The organism is Carnobacterium sp. FSL E2-0243 (assembly GCF_038003605.1).
Taxonomy (GTDB): Bacteria; Bacillota; Bacilli; order Lactobacillales; family Carnobacteriaceae; genus Carnobacterium; species Carnobacterium maltaromaticum.
Genome location: NZ_JBBOPM010000001.1, coordinates 2,132,842 through 2,150,570 on the forward strand (window position 1 = coordinate 2,132,842; position 17,729 = coordinate 2,150,570).

General features: G+C 33.6%; 15 protein-coding genes, 1 tRNA gene and 1 riboswitch. Of the genes, 4 read left to right on the top strand and 12 right to left on the bottom strand.

The annotated features are described in order from the left end of the window. Position 1: 1 nt before the first annotated feature. The 3 genes from pdhA to gdhA all read right to left on the bottom strand — a co-directional run bounded on the left by pdhA (position 2) and on the right by gdhA (position 6,400). Positions 2-1,114, bottom strand: coding sequence for a pyruvate dehydrogenase (acetyl-transferring) E1 component subunit alpha (pdhA, locus tag MHI00_RS09990; RefSeq protein WP_010054780.1), 1,113 nt, complete (start codon positions 1,112-1,114; stop codon positions 2-4). Between the two features lie 616 nt (positions 1,115-1,730). Next, entirely contained in the window at positions 1,731-4,349 is a 2,619-nt protein-coding gene (mgtA, locus tag MHI00_RS09995) for a magnesium-translocating P-type ATPase (protein WP_315529492.1), read from the bottom strand. A 363-nt stretch (positions 4,350-4,712) separates the two neighbouring features. Beyond that, a riboswitch (M-box (ykoK) riboswitch) is annotated at positions 4,713-4,912 on the bottom strand. Between the two features lie 141 nt (positions 4,913-5,053). Continuing rightward, positions 5,054-6,400: an NADP-specific glutamate dehydrogenase gene (gene gdhA, locus MHI00_RS10000; RefSeq protein ID WP_341113299.1), complete on the bottom strand. Its 1,347-nt coding sequence runs from the start codon at positions 6,398-6,400 to the stop codon at positions 5,054-5,056. 232 nt (positions 6,401-6,632) lie between these two features. Between gdhA and def the strand changes: the two genes are divergently transcribed. Together def and MHI00_RS10010 are read left to right on the top strand one after the other, a co-directional pair. Next, positions 6,633-7,193: a peptide deformylase gene (gene def / locus MHI00_RS10005; RefSeq protein WP_341113302.1), complete on the top strand. Its 561-nt coding sequence runs from the start codon at positions 6,633-6,635 to the stop codon at positions 7,191-7,193. A 377-nt stretch (positions 7,194-7,570) separates the two neighbouring features. Next, the gene (locus MHI00_RS10010; protein WP_010054772.1) at positions 7,571-7,987 is read left to right on the top strand and encodes a VOC family protein; all 417 of its coding nucleotides are present in this window, start codon (positions 7,571-7,573) and stop codon (positions 7,985-7,987) included. A gap of 51 nt (positions 7,988-8,038) precedes the next feature. Here the strand turns inward: MHI00_RS10010 and MHI00_RS10015 are convergent, their stop codons facing one another. The 3 genes from MHI00_RS10015 to MHI00_RS10025 form a co-directional block, all read right to left on the bottom strand. After that, positions 8,039-9,034, bottom strand: a complete 996-nt coding sequence (locus MHI00_RS10015) for a GH25 family lysozyme (RefSeq protein WP_341113309.1) — start codon at positions 9,032-9,034, stop codon at positions 8,039-8,041. Continuing rightward, on the bottom strand, positions 9,031-9,432 hold the full coding sequence (locus MHI00_RS10020; RefSeq protein WP_016356407.1) for a phage holin family protein: 402 nt from the start codon (positions 9,430-9,432) through the stop codon (positions 9,031-9,033). Before MHI00_RS10020 ends, MHI00_RS10015 begins: the two co-directional genes overlap by 4 nt. Before the next feature lie 465 nt (positions 9,433-9,897). Then, positions 9,898-10,302: an ArpU family phage packaging/lysis transcriptional regulator gene (locus MHI00_RS10025; RefSeq protein WP_015076128.1), complete on the bottom strand. Its 405-nt coding sequence runs from the start codon at positions 10,300-10,302 to the stop codon at positions 9,898-9,900. Positions 10,303-10,517: 215 nt separating this feature from the next. On the opposite strand from MHI00_RS10025, the gene MHI00_RS10030 reads away from it, so the two are divergent. Beyond that, positions 10,518-10,874: a helix-turn-helix domain-containing protein gene (locus MHI00_RS10030; RefSeq protein WP_010050615.1), complete on the top strand. Its 357-nt coding sequence runs from the start codon at positions 10,518-10,520 to the stop codon at positions 10,872-10,874. A 12-nt stretch (positions 10,875-10,886) separates the two neighbouring features. Continuing rightward, positions 10,887-11,372 (top strand): ImmA/IrrE family metallo-endopeptidase, encoded by a 486-nt coding sequence (locus tag MHI00_RS10035; protein WP_317911973.1) that lies wholly within the window; start codon positions 10,887-10,889, stop codon positions 11,370-11,372. Positions 11,373-11,402: 30 nt separating this feature from the next. On the opposite strand, the gene MHI00_RS10040 is transcribed toward MHI00_RS10035, so the two are convergent. From MHI00_RS10040 to MHI00_RS10065, 6 genes are all read right to left on the bottom strand, one after another. Further along, on the bottom strand, positions 11,403-11,993 hold the full coding sequence (locus MHI00_RS10040; protein WP_010050612.1) for a 50S ribosomal protein L25/general stress protein Ctc: 591 nt from the start codon (positions 11,991-11,993) through the stop codon (positions 11,403-11,405). 930 nt (positions 11,994-12,923) lie between these two features. Next, a tRNA-Ala gene (locus MHI00_RS10045) sits at positions 12,924-12,996 on the bottom strand. Between the two features lie 37 nt (positions 12,997-13,033). Next, the gene (locus tag MHI00_RS10050; RefSeq protein WP_057000293.1) at positions 13,034-13,813 is read right to left on the bottom strand and encodes a Cof-type HAD-IIB family hydrolase; all 780 of its coding nucleotides are present in this window, start codon (positions 13,811-13,813) and stop codon (positions 13,034-13,036) included. Positions 13,814-13,896: 83 nt separating this feature from the next. After that, the gene (locus MHI00_RS10055; RefSeq protein ID WP_056998668.1) at positions 13,897-14,082 is read right to left on the bottom strand and encodes a hypothetical protein; all 186 of its coding nucleotides are present in this window, start codon (positions 14,080-14,082) and stop codon (positions 13,897-13,899) included. A gap of 126 nt (positions 14,083-14,208) precedes the next feature. Then, on the bottom strand, positions 14,209-15,987 hold the full coding sequence (locus tag MHI00_RS10060) for an ABC transporter ATP-binding protein (protein ID WP_015076123.1): 1,779 nt from the start codon (positions 15,985-15,987) through the stop codon (positions 14,209-14,211). Next, positions 15,984-17,714 carry an ABC transporter ATP-binding protein gene (locus tag MHI00_RS10065; RefSeq protein ID WP_015076122.1) on the bottom strand — a complete coding sequence of 577 codons (1,731 nt, stop codon included), beginning with the start codon at positions 17,712-17,714 and terminating at the stop codon, positions 15,984-15,986. The genes MHI00_RS10060 and MHI00_RS10065 overlap by 4 nt, the downstream gene beginning before the upstream one ends. Positions 17,715-17,729 lie beyond the last annotated feature (15 nt).

Genomic DNA, 17,729 nt, shown 5'->3' on the forward strand with positions numbered 1-17,729 from the left:
TTTATTTCGACTCCTTTGCTTCAAAAATTGCAATTTGTTCTTTAATTGTTTGGTTTGGTTCTTCAAACATATTTTTCAAGAAATCTGAAACTTTTTGTTTCGGCTCTTGATCAGCAGCTTTAATCGCTTCTTTAATTTCTTCTTTAGTAGCTTCAATTACTTCATTTTCTTTTTCTTCAGACCAGATACCTTTTTCAGTTAAGAAATTACGCATACGAACTAAAGGATCACGTTTTTCCCAAATATCATCTGTTTCCTTAGTACGGTAACGAGTTGGATCATCACCTGAAAGTGTATGTGGACCATAACGATACGTTAATGTTTCAATTAAAGTTGGGCCATCTCCAGCAATTGCACGATCACGCGCTTCTTTTGTAACTGCATAAACTGCTAATGGATCCATTCCGTCTACTACAACTCCTGGAATTCCAGCAGCAACAGCTTTTTGAGCTAAAGTTTTCGCTTTAGTTTGAACTGAACGTGGTGTTGAAATTGCGTATCCATTATTTTGAATAATAAAGATTGCAGGTGCATCGTATGCTCCAGCAAAGTTCATTCCTTCATAGAAATCCCCTTGTGAAGAACCGCCATCACCAGTATAAGTTAACACAACATTTTTCTTGCCGCGTTTTTTCATTCCCAATGCAACTCCTGCTGCTTGAACGATTTGAGCGCCAATAATAATTTGTGGTGGCATAGCATGTAGGTTCACATCATATTTGTTCCCGCCAGCGTGACCACGAGACCATAAAAATGCTTCTTTTAAAGGTAAACCATGTTGAACCAATTGAGGAACATCACGATAACCAGGTAATAAGAAATCTTCTTTTTCCATTGCAAAGTGACTTGCTAATTGACTTGCTTCTTGTCCAGCTGTTGGAGCAAAGAAACCAAGACGTCCTTGACGATTAAGTGCTGTTGAACGTTGGTCTAACACACGTGACCAAACCATTTTAGACATTAAGTCTACTAACTCTTCATCAGATAAATCTGGCATTAAGTCAGGATTTACAACTTTACCATCCTCATCTAAAATTTGTATTGTTGGAAAATCAGCGTTTACGCTATCCATCAATGCATCGAAATCGATAGGTTTATTCTTTTTTGTCGCCATCTTTTACCCATTCCTCTCTCTTTACCATCTATTTGTTTTTGTTAAGATGCTGTTTTATACAGACCACTAAAACTGTATTAGTGTAATCTCTTTACCCTTTTAATTTAACACGCTTTCATATCTTATGCAAGTGTTATGCTACGATTTCCACACCATTAAAAGTGAAAAAACCTAGGACTAGCTTAAAAAAACAGGAACCACGACTGTTATAGTGAAATTCTTCACTTGACCCCTTTCTTATTTTATTATTGTTAAAATGAAGCATTGAAAATAAAACAATTTTGCTAAAAACCGTCGATTCAACATCCAACTGTTATACTCTTAATTAAAAACTGTATTAATATTTTGCGTTTCAACTGAGACACAGCTCACATTATATTTTTTTCACAATGCTTTTTTTTAAGATTAATTTTTTCTCATAATTCGAATTTTTGCCTTTTTCTAAAAAATAAATTCCGTTTCTTTTCCTTTAGGAACAACTTTGTATTTTTTTATTCTAATGCTTTTATAAAAAAAGATGACTACTACTAGTTTTTTTCTTCTATAATAATGCAAAAAAGAACCAGTGATAATCTATAGAAAATCACTGATTCTTTATTTATTCATTTTAACTAGCCTATAGCCATTCTTTGTTGACTTTGATATAAAGCATTTTAACTAATTGAACAGTCACAATGTAAGCAATGACAATACCAATCATCCAAGGCCAGTAGTTACTTGGTAAAGCGACTAAATCAAATACTTGTCCAATTGGGCTACTTGGAATTAGAACGGCTGCAATAATAACTAAAATAGTGGATACTGTTACACCGAAACTTGCACGGCTTTGAATAAATGGAATTTTTTTCGTACGAATAACATGAACCACAACTGTTTGAGTAATTAAACCAATTACAAACCAACCTGAATGGAACAAAGCTGCCTCTTGAACTGTATTGGCTTGGAAGACAAACCACATCAATAAATAGGTTAAAATATCAAAAATAGAGCTGACTGGTCCGATACTTAGCGTAAATTTCATTAGGTTACTTGTATCCCATTTAGCTGGCAACATTAAATCTTCCTCATCCATACGATCCCAAGGGATGGTTAATTGAGCAACATCATAGATTAGATTTTGCACAAGTAGTTGAATTGAAAGCATTGGTAAAAATGGGAGAAAGGCACTGGCTACAAGAACACTAAAAACATTCCCAAAATTAGAGCTAATCGTCATTTTGACATACTTCATCATATTCCCAAAAACTGATCTACCCTCTAAGATACCATCTTCCAATACGTTTAAACTTTTTTCAAGTAAAATAATAGAACTAGCTTCTTTCGTTATATCAGCTGCAGTATCAACAGATATGCCTACATCTGCTTTTCTTAAAGCTGGAGCATCGTTAATTCCATCACCCATAAAACCAACAGTATGTCCTTTAGCTTGCAATAGCGCAATAATTCGTGCTTTTTGAGTTGGATTTAATTTAGCAAATAAATTGGTTGATTCCGTTGCTAAAGTTAATTCTTCGTCACTCATATTCTCAATTTGTGTCCCTAATAAAGCATTGCCCACTTCTATTCCAACATCACGACAAACTTTTTTAGACACAATTTCGTTGTCTCCAGTTAGAACTTTAACATTAACGCCGTGTTCATGAAGTGATTTAATCGCAGTAATAGAAGACTTTTTAGCTGGATCAAGAAACCCCATAAAGCCAGCTAAAATCATTTCATTTTCATCTTCAATTGAATAGATAGCTGTATCATGGACATCATTTTTGTATGCAACTCCTAAGACGCGCATACCACTTTCATTCATTTTTATACTAACATCCATCATGCGATCCATTAACTCTTTAGTCAATGGTACTATCTCATCATTTAATTCTACAAAAGAACAGATTTTCATCATTTCTTCAACCGCGCCTTTTGTAACCATCACTTGATGTCCTTGATTATTCACAGCAACTGTTAAACGTCTTCTAGAAAAATCGAATGGTATTTCATCAATTTTTTCGACTTCGCCAATAGCAAAATTTTCACGATTTTCAGAAAAATACTGAATAACAGCATGATCCATTAAATTTTTCCAACCCGTTTGATAATTAGAATTTAAATAAGCCAATTCAAGGACGCGCTCACAGTCATCTCCAACGGGATTTACATGGCGCACTAATACAACTTTATCTTCTGTAATTGTGCCGGTCTTATCCGTACACAAAATATCCATCGCACCTAAGTTTTGAATTGCATTTAACTCTTTAACAATAACTTTTTTCTTCGACATAGCTATTGCACCTTTTGCTAGATTACTAGTAATAATCATTGGCAACATTTCTGGGGTTAAACCTACTGCTATTGCAATTGAAAAGAAGAATGCTTCTCCCCAATCCCCTTTGGTTAAACCATTAATTAGAAAAACAATTGGCACCATAACTAACATAAAACGAATTAATAATTTACTTACGTTTGTCACGCCGCGATCAAATCCTGTCTCTCCTCTTTTTTCAGAAACATTAGAGGCGATATCGCCAAAGAAGGTCTCTCCTCCTGTTTTTAAAATAACCACTCTGCCTTGACCACTTAACACATCTGTTCCCATAAAGGCTAAATTGTGTAAATCTAGCGCCGTTTCATCTTTATCAGCTACATGGTCATCTATACGTACAAATTTTTCAACAGGCATCGATTCACCTGTTAAGGAAGATTGATTCACAAATAAATCTTTTGTCCAAATCAAACGAGCATCTGCTGGAATCATATCACCTGTGGAAAGAACGACAATATCTCCTGGAACAACTTCATCAATCGGCAGTTCCCTAGTCTCTCCATCTCGAGTAACCGCACAAGTTGTTTCAATTAATTCTTTTAATGCTAAACTAGCTTTTTGTGAGCGATATTCCTGAACAAAGCGAATTCCTGCACTAAATAAAATCATTAACCCCATCACAATACTAGCTTCAACATCATTAGTCAGAGCCGAAACGACTAATAAAAGCATTAACACGTATACAAAGGGATCTTTAAAAGCTTCAATTAATAATATAAACCAAGGAGTTGGTTTTTGTGATGCAACCTCATTGGGACCGTATTTTTCTAACCGGTTTTTAGCTTCATCTTCTGTTAATCCTGCTAGACTAGTGCCAAATTGGCTCAGTACTTCTTCTTCTTGTAAATAGCCTAATTTTTTCAATTCGTTGTCTTTAGATTTTTTTTCTGTCTTAATTTGAGTTTTTCTATTCATCATCATTTTGGTTTCCTCGCTTTCATAAGCAAGAAAAGCTGGCATCTTTGATACAAACGTATCTAAATAGACAAGTGAGTACAATGAAACTTAATTAACTTTTCTTGCAACCTCTGACTTCCTGGGTCTGAACTATCTTTTTGACTTGGTTTTTCCATCATACTCACCTCTCTTTTTTATGTATTTTTTGAAAAGCTTGCTACTAATTATCATTCACACACTTTTCTTTTGCTGTAAGTCCTGATCCACTCGTTAGAAAATTAGACTATAGAAAAAGCATGCCCCTACAATCATAGAGGGCATGCTAAAAAGTTCATCAAAAACAAACAATTTTCATATAAATACTTGAAACTAGCGCAAAAAAACTAGTAGTATTCTCCATCATTGAGCTTTAGCACTATATGGCGTAGATTATTCATCAGCTACATTAAAAATGACCTTAATTCGACCATTTCTGTTGACCCATTCCATCTTATTATAAGATGTTAAACATTTTGCTACACATGTCTCTCGATATGTGCAGGGCAGCAGCATTTTCCATATAGGAGCCTCACCTAACAGAAGCGTGTATTCAATTCTTACTTCCCTTTCAATGTACATCAAATAAAAAATTAAGTCAAGCCGAAAAAATTTATTGGAGATACTCTTAACTAAAATAACAGACCACTCTCTGAAAATTTAAGAGAGTGGTCTGTTAGACTATTTTTTAATTAAACAACACCTTGAGACAACATTGCTTCAGCTACTTTAAGGAACCCAGCAATATTTGCACCGCTGACGAAGTCCCCTTCAACACCATATTCTTTCGCAACATCACGACATTGTTGATAAATCGTCGCCATAATATCTTTTAAGCGATCATCAACTTCTTCAAATGTCCAACTTAATCGAATACTATTTTGGCTCATCTCCAAAGCTGAAACAGCTACTCCACCAGCATTTGCTGCTTTTGCAGGGCCGTATAAGACACCATGTTCTTGATAAACCTTAATCGCTTCTAAATCACTTGGCATATTCGCACCTTCTGCAACTGCATAAACGCCTTGCGCAACTAATTTTTTAGCCGTAATTCCATTAATTTCATTTTGTGTAGCCGATGGTAATGCAATTTGGAACTCATTTTCTAATTCCCAAATGCTTCCTTCTATATATTCGGCGCTAGTATGCTCGTTAACGTATTCTGAAATACGTTTCCGCTCTACTTCTTTCAAACGTTTCACTGTTTCAGCATTGATACCTTCTAAATCAAGGATGTAACCATCAGAATCGGAACAAGCAATAACTGTCCCTCCTAATTGATGAACTTTTTCAATGGCATAAATAGCTACATTTCCACTACCAGAAACAACTACTTTTTGACCTTTAAATGTTCTACCTACATCTTTTAACATTTCATTTGTAAAGTAAACTAAACCATAACCTGTTGCTTCCGTTCTAGCTAAACTACCACCCATTGGAATTGGTTTACCCGTTAAAACACCTGCACCAAAACCATTTAATTTTTTATACTGACCAAATAAATAGCCGATTTCACGTCCACCAACACCGATATCTCCTGCTGGAACATCTGTATCTGGCCCAATATATTTTTGTAGCTCCGTCATAAAGCTTTGACAAAAACGCATGACTTCAAAATCAGATTTACCTTTTGGATTAAAATCACTTCCGCCTTTGCCACCGCCAATTGGTAAACCAGTTAAGCTGTTTTTAAAGATTTGCTCAAATCCTAAAAATTTTACAATACTTTGGTTTACACTAGGGTGAAAACGAAGACCACCTTTGTATGGCCCAATAGCTGAACTAAATTGAGCACGAAATGCGCGATTTACTTGAACATTTCCTTCATCATCCGTCCATGGTACTCTAAATTGAATGAGTCTTTCAGGTTCCACAATTCGTTCTAAAATATTTTCTTCAATCATCTTGGGATGACGAACTAAAACAGGTTCAATCGTGTCAAAAAATTCTTTCACTGCTTGTAAAAACTCTACCTGATGCGGATCTCTTTCTTCAACTTTCTTGTACACTGCTGCAATATATTCTTTTGCTTTTTCCATTGTGTCACCCCTAAAAATTATTTGTACAGCTATGATATCATTTAAGACATTCTTCTATGTGCTTTTCAACTTCTCATCATTATCTCATAATTTTTTAATAATGGAAAGAAAAATATAACTAAACTATAGCATATTTTTGAAAATCGTGCATTTTCCCGTGAATACTGTTAAAATAATTAAGATGTACAAATTACACAACACTGAAAATTAAACTACAGGAGTGAAGACTACTATGATAACAATGGATGATATTATTCGGGAAGGCCATCCCACTTTACGTGAGTCAGCTGCTCATGTTGACTTTCCATTAACAGATCAAGAATTAAAATTAACAGCAGAAATGATGGAGTTTTTGGTTAACAGCCAAGATCCTGATCTTAGCGAAAAATACAATTTACGAGGGGGAGTTGGATTAGCCGCACCTCAACTAGATGTAAAAAAACGCATCATTGCCGTACACATTCCAGGAACTGAAGAAAATCCAGAGCCTCAATTGAGTACCGTGATGATTAATCCAAAAATTATTAGCCATTCTGTTCAAAACTCTTGCCTTTCTGAAGGAGAAGGTTGCCTTTCTGTTGATCGTGAAGTTCCAGGATACGTTGTACGCCACACAAGAATCACCCTACAATACTTTGATATAGAAGGTAACGAACACAAATTACGTTTGAAAAATTATGCCGCAATTGTTGTTCAACACGAAATTGATCATATTAACGGCATCATGTTTTATGACCATATTAACCCTGATGATCCCTATAAAGTCGAAAATGATGTGACTTTGATTTCTTAAATAAAAAGCTCGTTGAGCCGGTTAGCTCCGATAAGAGAATAGGAAAAATTGAGAGGACGCTTTTTGTACTCTCGAGTTTTTATCTTTTTCTCGAGGAGCTAGCTCATAAGAGCTGGCCTTGATAAAAAGCTTGTTGAGCCGGTTAGCTCCGGTAAGAAAATAGGGAAAATTGATAGGACGCTTTTTGTCCTCTCGAATTTTTATCTTTTTCTCGAGGAGTTGGCTCATAAGAGCTAGCCTTAATAAAAAAGTTTGGTTTCTAAACAGAAATCAAACTTTTTTTATTTACAAGTGTAATGCGAATCCTTTGACAACAATTGAATGAATATGTTATTTTATCAGTGTAATACACTAATAAAAAAAGAAGAGGTGCCTCTATGTCTAGTAAAACAAATAAAATTTTTGTTAATTTACCTGTTGAAAATTTAGACCGTTCAGTTGAATTTTTCACACAATTAGGATATACGTTTAACCCACAATTTACTGATGAAAATGCAACATGTATGATTATTAGTGACTCAATTTTTGCAATGCTCTTGGTAAAACCATATTTTAAAGGGTTTACAAAAAAAGAAATTCCTAACACCACTACAGATTCAGAGGTCATCGTTGCACTTTCTGCAGATACACGAGCTACAGTTGATGAGCTAGTTGACAATGCCATAAAAGCTGGTGCTAAAATTACAAATGAACCTTCTGATTTAGGTTTTATGTACTCAAGAAGTTTTCAAGATTTAGATGGACATTTATGGGAAATTGTCTATATGGATGAAAGTACTGTTGACGAAGGCTAATATCTCAATAAAAAACATGAAAGAACCGGATAGCGGCTCTTTCATGTTTTTTTAGTAATTAATATGTTGGTTTGGTTGAATGATATCTGAAGTTAATCCATTTTTAGCTTTTAGTTTTGGATAATCAGCACCTACACCATAGACCTTCTCCGCAATAGACCACAAGTTATCTCCGTTTTGAACAACGTATACATTACCTTTTTGGGAGGTCCCCTCCACTTTAATATCTTGCTCCAATACCCAAGAGTTAATAGAACTCATTAAATACTGATACTCTGAATTTGATTGTTTTTTTTGACGTATTTCAATTACCTTATACGAAGAATTTTTAACCCAATCCGGAATAGATTCTCCTGTTGCATAATGCGTAGCAAATGATTGAACATTAACTTGGGCGCCAACTGAAATTTTTGAAGCAGCCTCCTGATTTGGCAAACTATTGTTACTCTTTGTTGCATCTGTAAACCATTCTATATTTCTCGACCCTAACAGTCGATTTAAATCTAGATGTCCATTATAGCCTAATAGTTTACCAACGGATGTATATTGATGCAAATCACAAGCAAATTCAGGCTGACTGTTAGGTGTACCATTATTCAATCCATAGTGAGGAATCCAAATCCCGTCAGCCTCAGCTACATTTAAATTGAATTTTTTATATAGATGATGAGCAATATAAATGCCCACACGTTTTGCTCCCAAAGCTTTTAATTTCTGCAGATACACACTACAGCCTTCTCGCATATCTATCATTGATTGCTCTTCTACATCCAACCACCAAAAACAAGGATTAAATTCTTTAGCTCGTTGATAAAAATCATTTGCCTCTTGCTCCATATCGATACGATTTACACCTCGTACCCAAGCATAAACAGCAACTGGAATCCCATATTTCTTAAATTCACGGATATGAGTTTGGTAATATTTATCTATATAATTACTTCCGTATTGAACTCGCACAATAACTAAATCGAGCCCTTGCGCTACCTTTTGATAGTCAATAGTAGTAGGCACTTGCCACTCAGAAATATCTAATATTCGACTCACTTATCCTCATCCTTTCCATTCATTTGATCTGTAAAAATACCTAAATATTTTTTGATAAAACCTAATTTAATTCCCATTTCTCCAAAATTTTCTAAAATGCTACCAATTTCATACAAAATTAAAAATCCAGTTGCCCAAAGAGCAATATTAATTGGAATTTGGATTCCAAAAAATGGACCAATTGCATCTAATATTGCTGCTGAAATAATGGCAAATATAGTCGTTAATTTAGTTAAGATACCCCAGCAATTAATCGCCGAACGCCAGTTATGATTTTTTAGTGCCTTAATGTAACCTGTTACTAGATCAATAAACACTGCCAATAAATAAACACGCAGAATTGGCATGCTTCCGCCAAATAAGAACGCACCTATTTCTTGTAAAATATTTGTGAACATCTAACTCCTCCTTTCTTAAAAAAATTGTTGCTACCAAAAGCTTGTTGAGTTCGTCCAGTTTCGAATGAAGAATAGAACATCCCAAGAAAAGATTTTTACTTTTACTGGAATTTATCTTTTTTCCCGAAGGGCTGTCTCATAAGAATTAGCCTTGTTAAAATATCAATAAACAATGAAAGTAACTTTCTAGATTAAATTCATTTATCAAAGAGGTAATGAATTCTTTTGCAACATCTCTACTCTGATTTAGTTCTGACTCTATTTGCTTATTTCTTTAACTCTTTGATACTACTATCCTATCAATTTTCTTAGATAAATTGCTTACTAATTCTTTACAACTTTCTTCCAAATTTTTTCAAAATTATATTTATTTAAATCGTTTTAAAAATAAAAAAAGCATTAGATATGTTTCAACAAATCTAATGCTTTTTATAAACTATATTCTATTATAACTCTACTTGTATTTCAGTATTCTTCACACCCAAGTGCCCAAGCAACAGCAATTAAACCAGCAGCTTTATAATTTGAATAGGAGCTAGTAGGCATATCCAAATTAAAGCTACATTCTGAATCATATTTTTCAAAACCTTTTAAATAACGTTCTTCAATTACCATTCTTTGCTTTTCATTTGGAATAGACTCTACTGCACGTTCAATACGTTCTGTTTCTTCTTCCGCGTATATTTTCGCGCTTACTTTACGTTTAGTTATATCCGATTCTTCATCAGAGGATGAACGGTTGTAGGTATTAATCATCCTTTTTTGAATTTCTCGTTTTGAAATCATTTTTAATTTTCGATACTGCATCAAAACTTCCTCAGCTGCTATTTTTGTTTTTTCTTTATTTATTTCATCAAATAAAGTTACCATTAATACCACTCCTATTCTTATGATTTAAAATCAAGTCTTTTTCTTAATCAACCTTATAAATATGCCTTATAAATTTATTTACACTCTCAATATACTTGATTTAAAATCCGATGTCAATGAAAAAGAGATTTATAATCAATATATAGATAATAAAATTGATTTATAATCAAGTTTAAGTTATACTTAACCTATCATAATAGAAAGAGGATACTTCTATGAAAAAACAGTTAATTGTGGGAGAAATGATTGATTATTTTTTACAGCAACAGAAAATGACCAGAAAACATTTAGGGGAATTACTAGGGAAAAGTGAAAGTGCTGTTTCTAAGTGGATTAGCGGAGCAAATACTCCTCTAGCTAAAGATTTAGCTATCATGAGTGAGATTTTTAATGTTGATATCGAAACTTTAATGTATGGATTTCCATCTGAAGAAAACAAACTAAATTTTGATCAAATTAATACAGTTGCAGCTCATATGGCAAATACAAACAAAAAGCTATCTAAGGAAGATATAGAAAATATCAACCACTACATCGATTTTATTATTAGTCAAAAAGAACAAAAGGATTGAAGGTGATTCATTTTGAATTATGAGCAACTCTTAAATTATGTTTCCGAAGAATTTTCAGTTTATGAAGTTCCTTTGATTGAGCAAACTGGTAGCTATGGATTTTTTAGTAATGGAACTATTCTAATTGAAGAAACTCAAAGTGAAATCGAAAAAAAATGTATTCTTGCTGAAGAATATGGACATGGCATTAAAAATGTTGGGAATATTCTTGACCAACAGGTTACCGAAAATAGAAAGCAAGAACTTGTGGCTCGACGTTATGCTCATGAACTTTTAGTACCATTAATAGAACTAGTTCGAGCTAAAAAATTTGGTTGCAACAGCTTATTTGAAACAGCTGAATATTTAGAAGTTACTGAAGATTTTTTAATTGAAGCTTTGGAACAGTATAAAGTTCAATATGCTGATGGAATTATTGTGTCCAATCATCAAATCTATTTTGAACCTTTTTTAGAAATCACCTCATTAAAAGACCAAACCAATCAAAAAAAGCCGTAAAACCAATGTACTGGTCTTACGGCTTTCTTTTTATTCTACAGTAGTTGTTTCTTCAGCTTCTGGTTCAGGCGCTACTACACGTTCTTCAACAGCAGCAATCTGTTCTTCTTTATCAGCTAATATAGTATAGTCTTTATTTTCTTTTAAGTCTCCAATTGTAATTGACTGTCCAATTTCTAACTTAGAAACATCAACTTCAATTGTTTCAGGTAATTTATCTGGTGTTGCAGATACTAACGTAGAATATAAAGTTTGATTTAACATTCCACCTTGTTTTACTCCTACAGCATCGTTAATCAACACGATTTGAGCCTCAACTTCTGTAAGCTCTTTCATATCTACGGACACAAAATCTACGTAAATCCATTTTCCGCTTAAAGCATCAGTCTGTTCTTCCATTAATAGAACATTCATTTTTTTTCCATCAATATCAATTGTGTAAACTGCATTTTGACCATTTTTTCTCAACGCTTTTTGTAAAATTTTCTCATCAATTGAGATTGCGATATTTTCTGTTTTATAACCATAAACATCTGCAGGTATTCGTCCTTCTTGTCGTAACCTCTTCTTAATAGAGCGAGGTCTTACTTCTCTTTTTTCAACTTCTAGTAAAATTGTCATAAATAAAACTCTCCCATCAATAATATTTGGTACCTCTTTATTGTAACGATAATAAATGATAATGTCAAAGTTAGACTTTTATCAAATTTTAAACCAAGTAACTTTTAGGTTACTAGAATTTACATTAATTTTTTTAAAATTAATTGTCTAATTAAACGACTTGACAAAAGGAACGTATGTTCGTATCATGTATTAATAAAGGTATAAATAAGAAGGGAGCATTTTATAATTAATGAGACTAATTAAATTATTTGAAGATCATAAACTTAGTTTAACCGAGCTTCAGCATTACTTATGGAATTTAAGTGCCTCCGAAATTCATGATGAGCTCGGATTTGAAATTTGGGAATACTATGTTAGCCTCAAAAATCATGCCGAATAAGTTGGCTATTTTTAAGCATATAAAAATAGAAGATTTATTTTAAGTAAACCACTGTTGAGTTTTATAGTCTGTACCCTATTTTATAAGAAAATAAAAAAGACATAGACAACAATCTTTACAGATTGATTCCAAGTCTCTTTATAAAATATAATCTATTTTAAAAAGTAACAGCACTTATAATTTTATTTTTTTAACTTTTTAAAAATGATTACTCCCACAATAATCGTTATTATAATTGTGCTAACTAACCAAATAATAAAATTAGTTGACATGCTATGGACCTCCCTAAAGTAAAATTTGGTTGCCTTTATAAAGCTTTGGTATCCGTTCTTATATAGGATAGCTAATTTATTGTCTATAGTCATTATACCTAACAATTACTCGACAAACAAAATTAAAGAGAGTTAAGTGGGTGAGTTTCTATGCAATTCAATCATTTACTAACTAGTCAAAAACCCAACGAAATAAACAACCTGTTAAAAAAGAGTTAGAAAAGACTCGTAAACAGCTTCACGAAAGCTTTTCTAACTCCTTATTAAAATCTATAATGGAAACAAGGGGGATCGAACCCCTGACCTTTTGGCTGCCAGCCAAACGCTCTCCCAGCTGAGCTATGCCCCCATCATTCGACAAGAATTAACTTATCGAACAATCGTAATTATATCAGATTTAGCTCTTCTAATGCAAGAGCAATTCCATCTTCATTATTGTTTTTAGTCACTTTATTCGCACGCAATTTTACTTCTTCAAAAGCATTTCCCATTGCGACACCAACTCCCACTTTTGTTAATAGTTCTAAATCATTTAAACCATCCCCAAAAGCCAGTGTATCTTCAACAGCAATCCCTTTTGATTGGGCCATTTTTAAGGCTGTATTCGCCTTAGATCCATCGTGAGGTAAAATATCAACACCAAAATCATGCCATCTTACAAAGCGGAATTGTGGAAATTGACCACTTTCATAAAGTGCATGATCATCTGTACCATAAAAAATTAAACTTTGATACAATGTATTGTTTTGATAGAAATCCCGATCATATTCAGGAACGCCAAAATCAATACTGCGCATTGCCTCTGACATCATAAAATCTGCCTCTGCATCTCTTCTCCGCAATAATTCTGGTGATTGGTAAACTAATTGATGTCTATTTTGATCTGCTACTTGAATTAAACGTTGATATTCAGCTGCATTCAAGGTATTTTCATAAACAAGCTCATGTTGAAAATAGCCTGCAGCTCCATTACAGACAATATAATTTTCGAAGTCTAATTCTTCAATTACATCACGAGCTAAAAATAAATTTCGACCTGTTGCAATTGCAACTTCATGTCCATTTTTTTTCAATTGTTTCAGTGCTTCTTTTGTGCTCGGCAATACTTTTTTTTCATCTGTTAGTAAGGTACCATCAATATCAAAAAAAATCATTTTTTTTTGCATGTATTCTCCACCTAATTCTATTTTTTTCCTGCACAATCTATTTTACCTGTTTTTTACTGAAAGCGCAAAACTTCTTTTTCTAATTAAGGCTTCGGCTTTTCATTCCATTTTTTAGGACTCCACAGCTCCCCTTCTAAGGCAATCTGTAAACTTTCATTATCCGATTTTATTTCATCTATATAAGCAAGTGTTTCATTCACTAAAAAAGTACTTTTTTCATCTACTGCTAGTTTTCTCAACTCATTTTTTATCCATTCAGATGTTTCCATTTGAACTCCTCCTTCACAATAACTACTCCTAGTATACGTTAATTTCAATTAAATTGCCCATTCTTAAAACTAAACAAGATACAAAAAAAGTCAGAAACAGACTAACTGTCTCTGACTAGAATTTTTTTATTCAGCTTCTTCACTAAATTGGCTATTATACAATTTCTCATAAAATCCGCCTTTAGCTAATAAACTTTCATGTGTTCCTTGTTCAATAATCTCGCCTTGATCCATCACTAAAATTAAATCAGCATCGCGAATTGTCGACAATCTATGAGCAATGACAAAACTTGTACGACCCTCCATCACTCGTTTCATAGCTTTTTGAATTAAAGCTTCTAAACGAGTATCAACTGAACTTGTCGCTTCATCTAAAATAAGAATTTTAGGATTTGAAATTACCGCACGAGCAATAGTTAATAGCTGTTTTTGTCCCAATGAAATATTTGACGCTTCTTGGTTTAAAATCATGTCGTATCCATTTGGCAATGTACGGATAAAATGATCAACATTGGCTGTTTTTGCAGCATCAACCACTTCATACTCAGTCGCATCTAATTTACCAAAACGAATATTATCCGAAATACTTGCATTGTATAACCACGCGTCCTGTAACACCATCCCAAATTGTGAACGCACATCAGCGCGAGACATCTCTTTTGTATCAATGCCATCTATTTTTATTGCTCCTTGATCAACATCGTAAAAGCGCATCAATAAATTAATTAAAGTTGTCTTCCCAGCTCCAGTTGGTCCAACAATTGCGACTGTTTGACCACTTTTCACTTCGACATTTAAGTCTTTAATTAAAGGATTGCTCTTATTATAACCAAATTGCACATGTTCAAAACTCACATTTCCTTCAACTTTTTCAGGAAGTGGACGTTGGACTTGATCTGGTTTCTCTTCAGGCTCATCTAAAATTTCAAATACTCGACCTGTTGCAGCTGCTGCACTTTGTAAAACCCCAGAAAGTTGAGTAATTTGTGAAATCGGTTGGTTTATTTGCCAAACATACTGTGTGAAAGCTTGCAAATTACCTAAAGTTAGAGTTCCTTGAATAACTGCATATCCACCAAAAACTGCCACTCCAATATAGCCAAGATTGGAAACTAACCCAACTAAAGGCATCATAATACCAGAAATAAATGCTGCTTTAAAGCCAAAACTAGCTAAACGATGATTGATTTCTTTAAATTCTTTCAATGTATCAGCTTCTTTTCCATATAATTTGATTACAGAAAATCCACTAAAACTCTCTTGAACATATCCATTCAGTTCACCTAAAGATTTTTGTTGTCCTTTAAAATAAGGTTGCGATTTATTTACGACAAATTTAGAAATCAAAATAGATACAGGAATGGTAACAATTAAAATTAGAGCCAATGGTATTGAAAGAACTAACATCATACCAACAGCAAATACAATTCCCAAAACAGAATTAACAATTTGAATCAAGCTTTGTTGCATCGCATTACTGATAGCATCAACATCATTTGTCACTCGACTTAAGATATTCCCTTGTTGATTTTTGTCAAAATATGAAACTGGCAGACGATTAATTTTATTATCTATGTCTGCTCTTAAATCACGCATTGTATTTTGCACCACATTTGTCATTAACCAAGCAGATGCGTACATTGTAATTTGATAAACCAATGCAATAATCAACATATATATAATAATTTCTATTACATATGGAAAATTAATCGCTGCTCCTGCAACACCATTTGCAATATCCGCAACATTATGCCCCACCTCTGTCAAAATAAGGCCCATAATAAATGGTTGAAGAGCATTGGCAAACATACAGATAACCGTTAAAAGTAGCGCTACAATAAAACCAATTTTATAAGGTTTAATATATGAACCTATCCGTTTAATCGATCCAAGTGAATTTCTCATGCTAATTCCTCCTTCGATAACTGGGAAGAAGCTATATCATAATAAACATCACAAGTCTTCAACAATTCTTGATGGGTACCACTACCAACTACTTCACCCTCATTTAACACTAATATTTTATCTGCATGCATAATTGTACCCACACGTTGCGCAACGATTAAGACTGTTGCATCTAAAGTTTCATCTCGCAAACGAGCACGTAAATTAGCATCTGTTTGATAATCTAATGCTGAGAAACTATCATCAAAAATATAAACATCAGGTTTTTTAACAATCGCTCTGGCAATTGACAAACGTTGTTTTTGTCCACCAGACATGTTGCTTCCACCTTCTGCTAGTAACTCATCAAACTGCTTCGGTTTAAGAGAAATAAACTCTTTTGCTTGAGCAATATCAGATGCTTCTTCCAATTCCTTTGTTGTTGCATTCCACTTTCCATAACGCATATTTTCAGCAATCGTTCCTGTAAATAAAAGCGCCTTTTGAGGAATAAAACCAATTTTTTGACGTAACGCACTTAATTTATAATCACGAACATCAACACCATCTAATAAAATCCGGCCTCTTGTCACATCATAGAAACGTGGAATTAACTGGATAAGAGTTGATTTCCCACTACCTGTACTTCCAATAAACGCAATCGTTTCACCAGGTTTCGAACTAAAACTTACATCACGGATGACAGGCGTTTCAGTATTTCCAGGATAAGCAAACGTTACATTTTCAAAAGTTAAATAGCCATGTGTTTCTGTTTCAGTTACACCATCTTCGTTTTCTGTAATTACTGCCTCTGTATCTAAAACCTCTTGAATCCGGTTAGCAGAAACGGCAGCTCTTGGATACATCATAAAGACATTTGCAAATAACATAAATGAGAACAGTGCATGAAAAATATATTCAATAAATGCAATTAGTTGTCCAACTTGCAAATTATTCTGACTAATTTGAATCGTTCCCAGCCAAAGAATACAAGCAAACAATAAGTTAAAAATTAGTGAAAATCCTGGTTGGGCGAATGCCATTAACTTAAATAGTTTTTTTGACACAGCTGTATAATTTCCATTTACTTTACTAAATCTAGATTCTTGAAACTTCTCGTTAACAAAAGCGCGGATAACACGTAATCCCGTTAAATTTTCTCGCAAATTTAAATTAATTGCATCTAAATTAGCTTGTTGCTTTTCAGATAAAGGTTCCGATTTCTTCCCAATAATTAGGACTCCTACCAATAAGAATGGTACGGCAATAAATACCACGCCTGATAAAGAAGGACTCGTTCGAATAATCATAATAAAGCTTGAGATGAACATTAAAGGGGTCATCATTCCCATTCTTAGAATCATTTGCATAAATTGCATCACTTGAAAAGCGTCATTTGTCGTTCTTGTAACTAATGAAGAAACGCCAAATTGATCGTACTCTCTATGTGAGAATGATTGTGTTTTTTCAAAAAGATCGTCCCGGATATCTCGAACAATTCCTGTGGTGATCTTACTTCCGCAGTAGGCTAAGAATATCAGCGCTACTAAACCAATTAAACAAATCACGAGCATGAGTACCCCATATCGTTTTACTACTTCAAAATCATTTTGTGCAATTCCCTTGTCAATCATTTGAGCTAAAATAGTTGGTAACCCTAACTCAATCAAAATAAAACCAAATACACAAATAAAATTTAAGAAGACCAACTTCTTATATTTTTTTGTATAATTCCACATTAATTTCAACAAATCATCTCCTTT

Coding starts and splice junctions, on each gene's coding strand:
- pdhA (WP_010054780.1), bottom strand. CDS start 1,114: ATGGCGACAAAAAAGAATAAACCTATCGATTTCGATGCATTGATGGAT.
- mgtA (WP_315529492.1), bottom strand. CDS start 4,349: ATGATGATGAATAGAAAAACTCAAATTAAGACAGAAAAAAAATCTAAA.
- gdhA (WP_341113299.1), bottom strand. CDS start 6,400: ATGGAAAAAGCAAAAGAATATATTGCAGCAGTGTACAAGAAAGTTGAA.
- def (WP_341113302.1), top strand. CDS start 6,633: ATGATAACAATGGATGATATTATTCGGGAAGGCCATCCCACTTTACGT.
- MHI00_RS10010 (WP_010054772.1), top strand. CDS start 7,571: ATGTCTAGTAAAACAAATAAAATTTTTGTTAATTTACCTGTTGAAAAT.
- MHI00_RS10020 (WP_016356407.1), bottom strand. CDS start 9,432: ATGTTCACAAATATTTTACAAGAAATAGGTGCGTTCTTATTTGGCGGA.
- MHI00_RS10025 (WP_015076128.1), bottom strand. CDS start 10,302: ATGGTAACTTTATTTGATGAAATAAATAAAGAAAAAACAAAAATAGCA.
- MHI00_RS10030 (WP_010050615.1), top strand. CDS start 10,518: ATGAAAAAACAGTTAATTGTGGGAGAAATGATTGATTATTTTTTACAG.
- MHI00_RS10040 (WP_010050612.1), bottom strand. CDS start 11,993: ATGACAATTTTACTAGAAGTTGAAAAAAGAGAAGTAAGACCTCGCTCT.
- MHI00_RS10050 (WP_057000293.1), bottom strand. CDS start 13,813: ATGCAAAAAAAAATGATTTTTTTTGATATTGATGGTACCTTACTAACA.
- MHI00_RS10055 (WP_056998668.1), bottom strand. CDS start 14,082: ATGGAAACATCTGAATGGATAAAAAATGAGTTGAGAAAACTAGCAGTA.
- MHI00_RS10060 (WP_015076123.1), bottom strand. CDS start 15,987: ATGAGAAATTCACTTGGATCGATTAAACGGATAGGTTCATATATTAAA.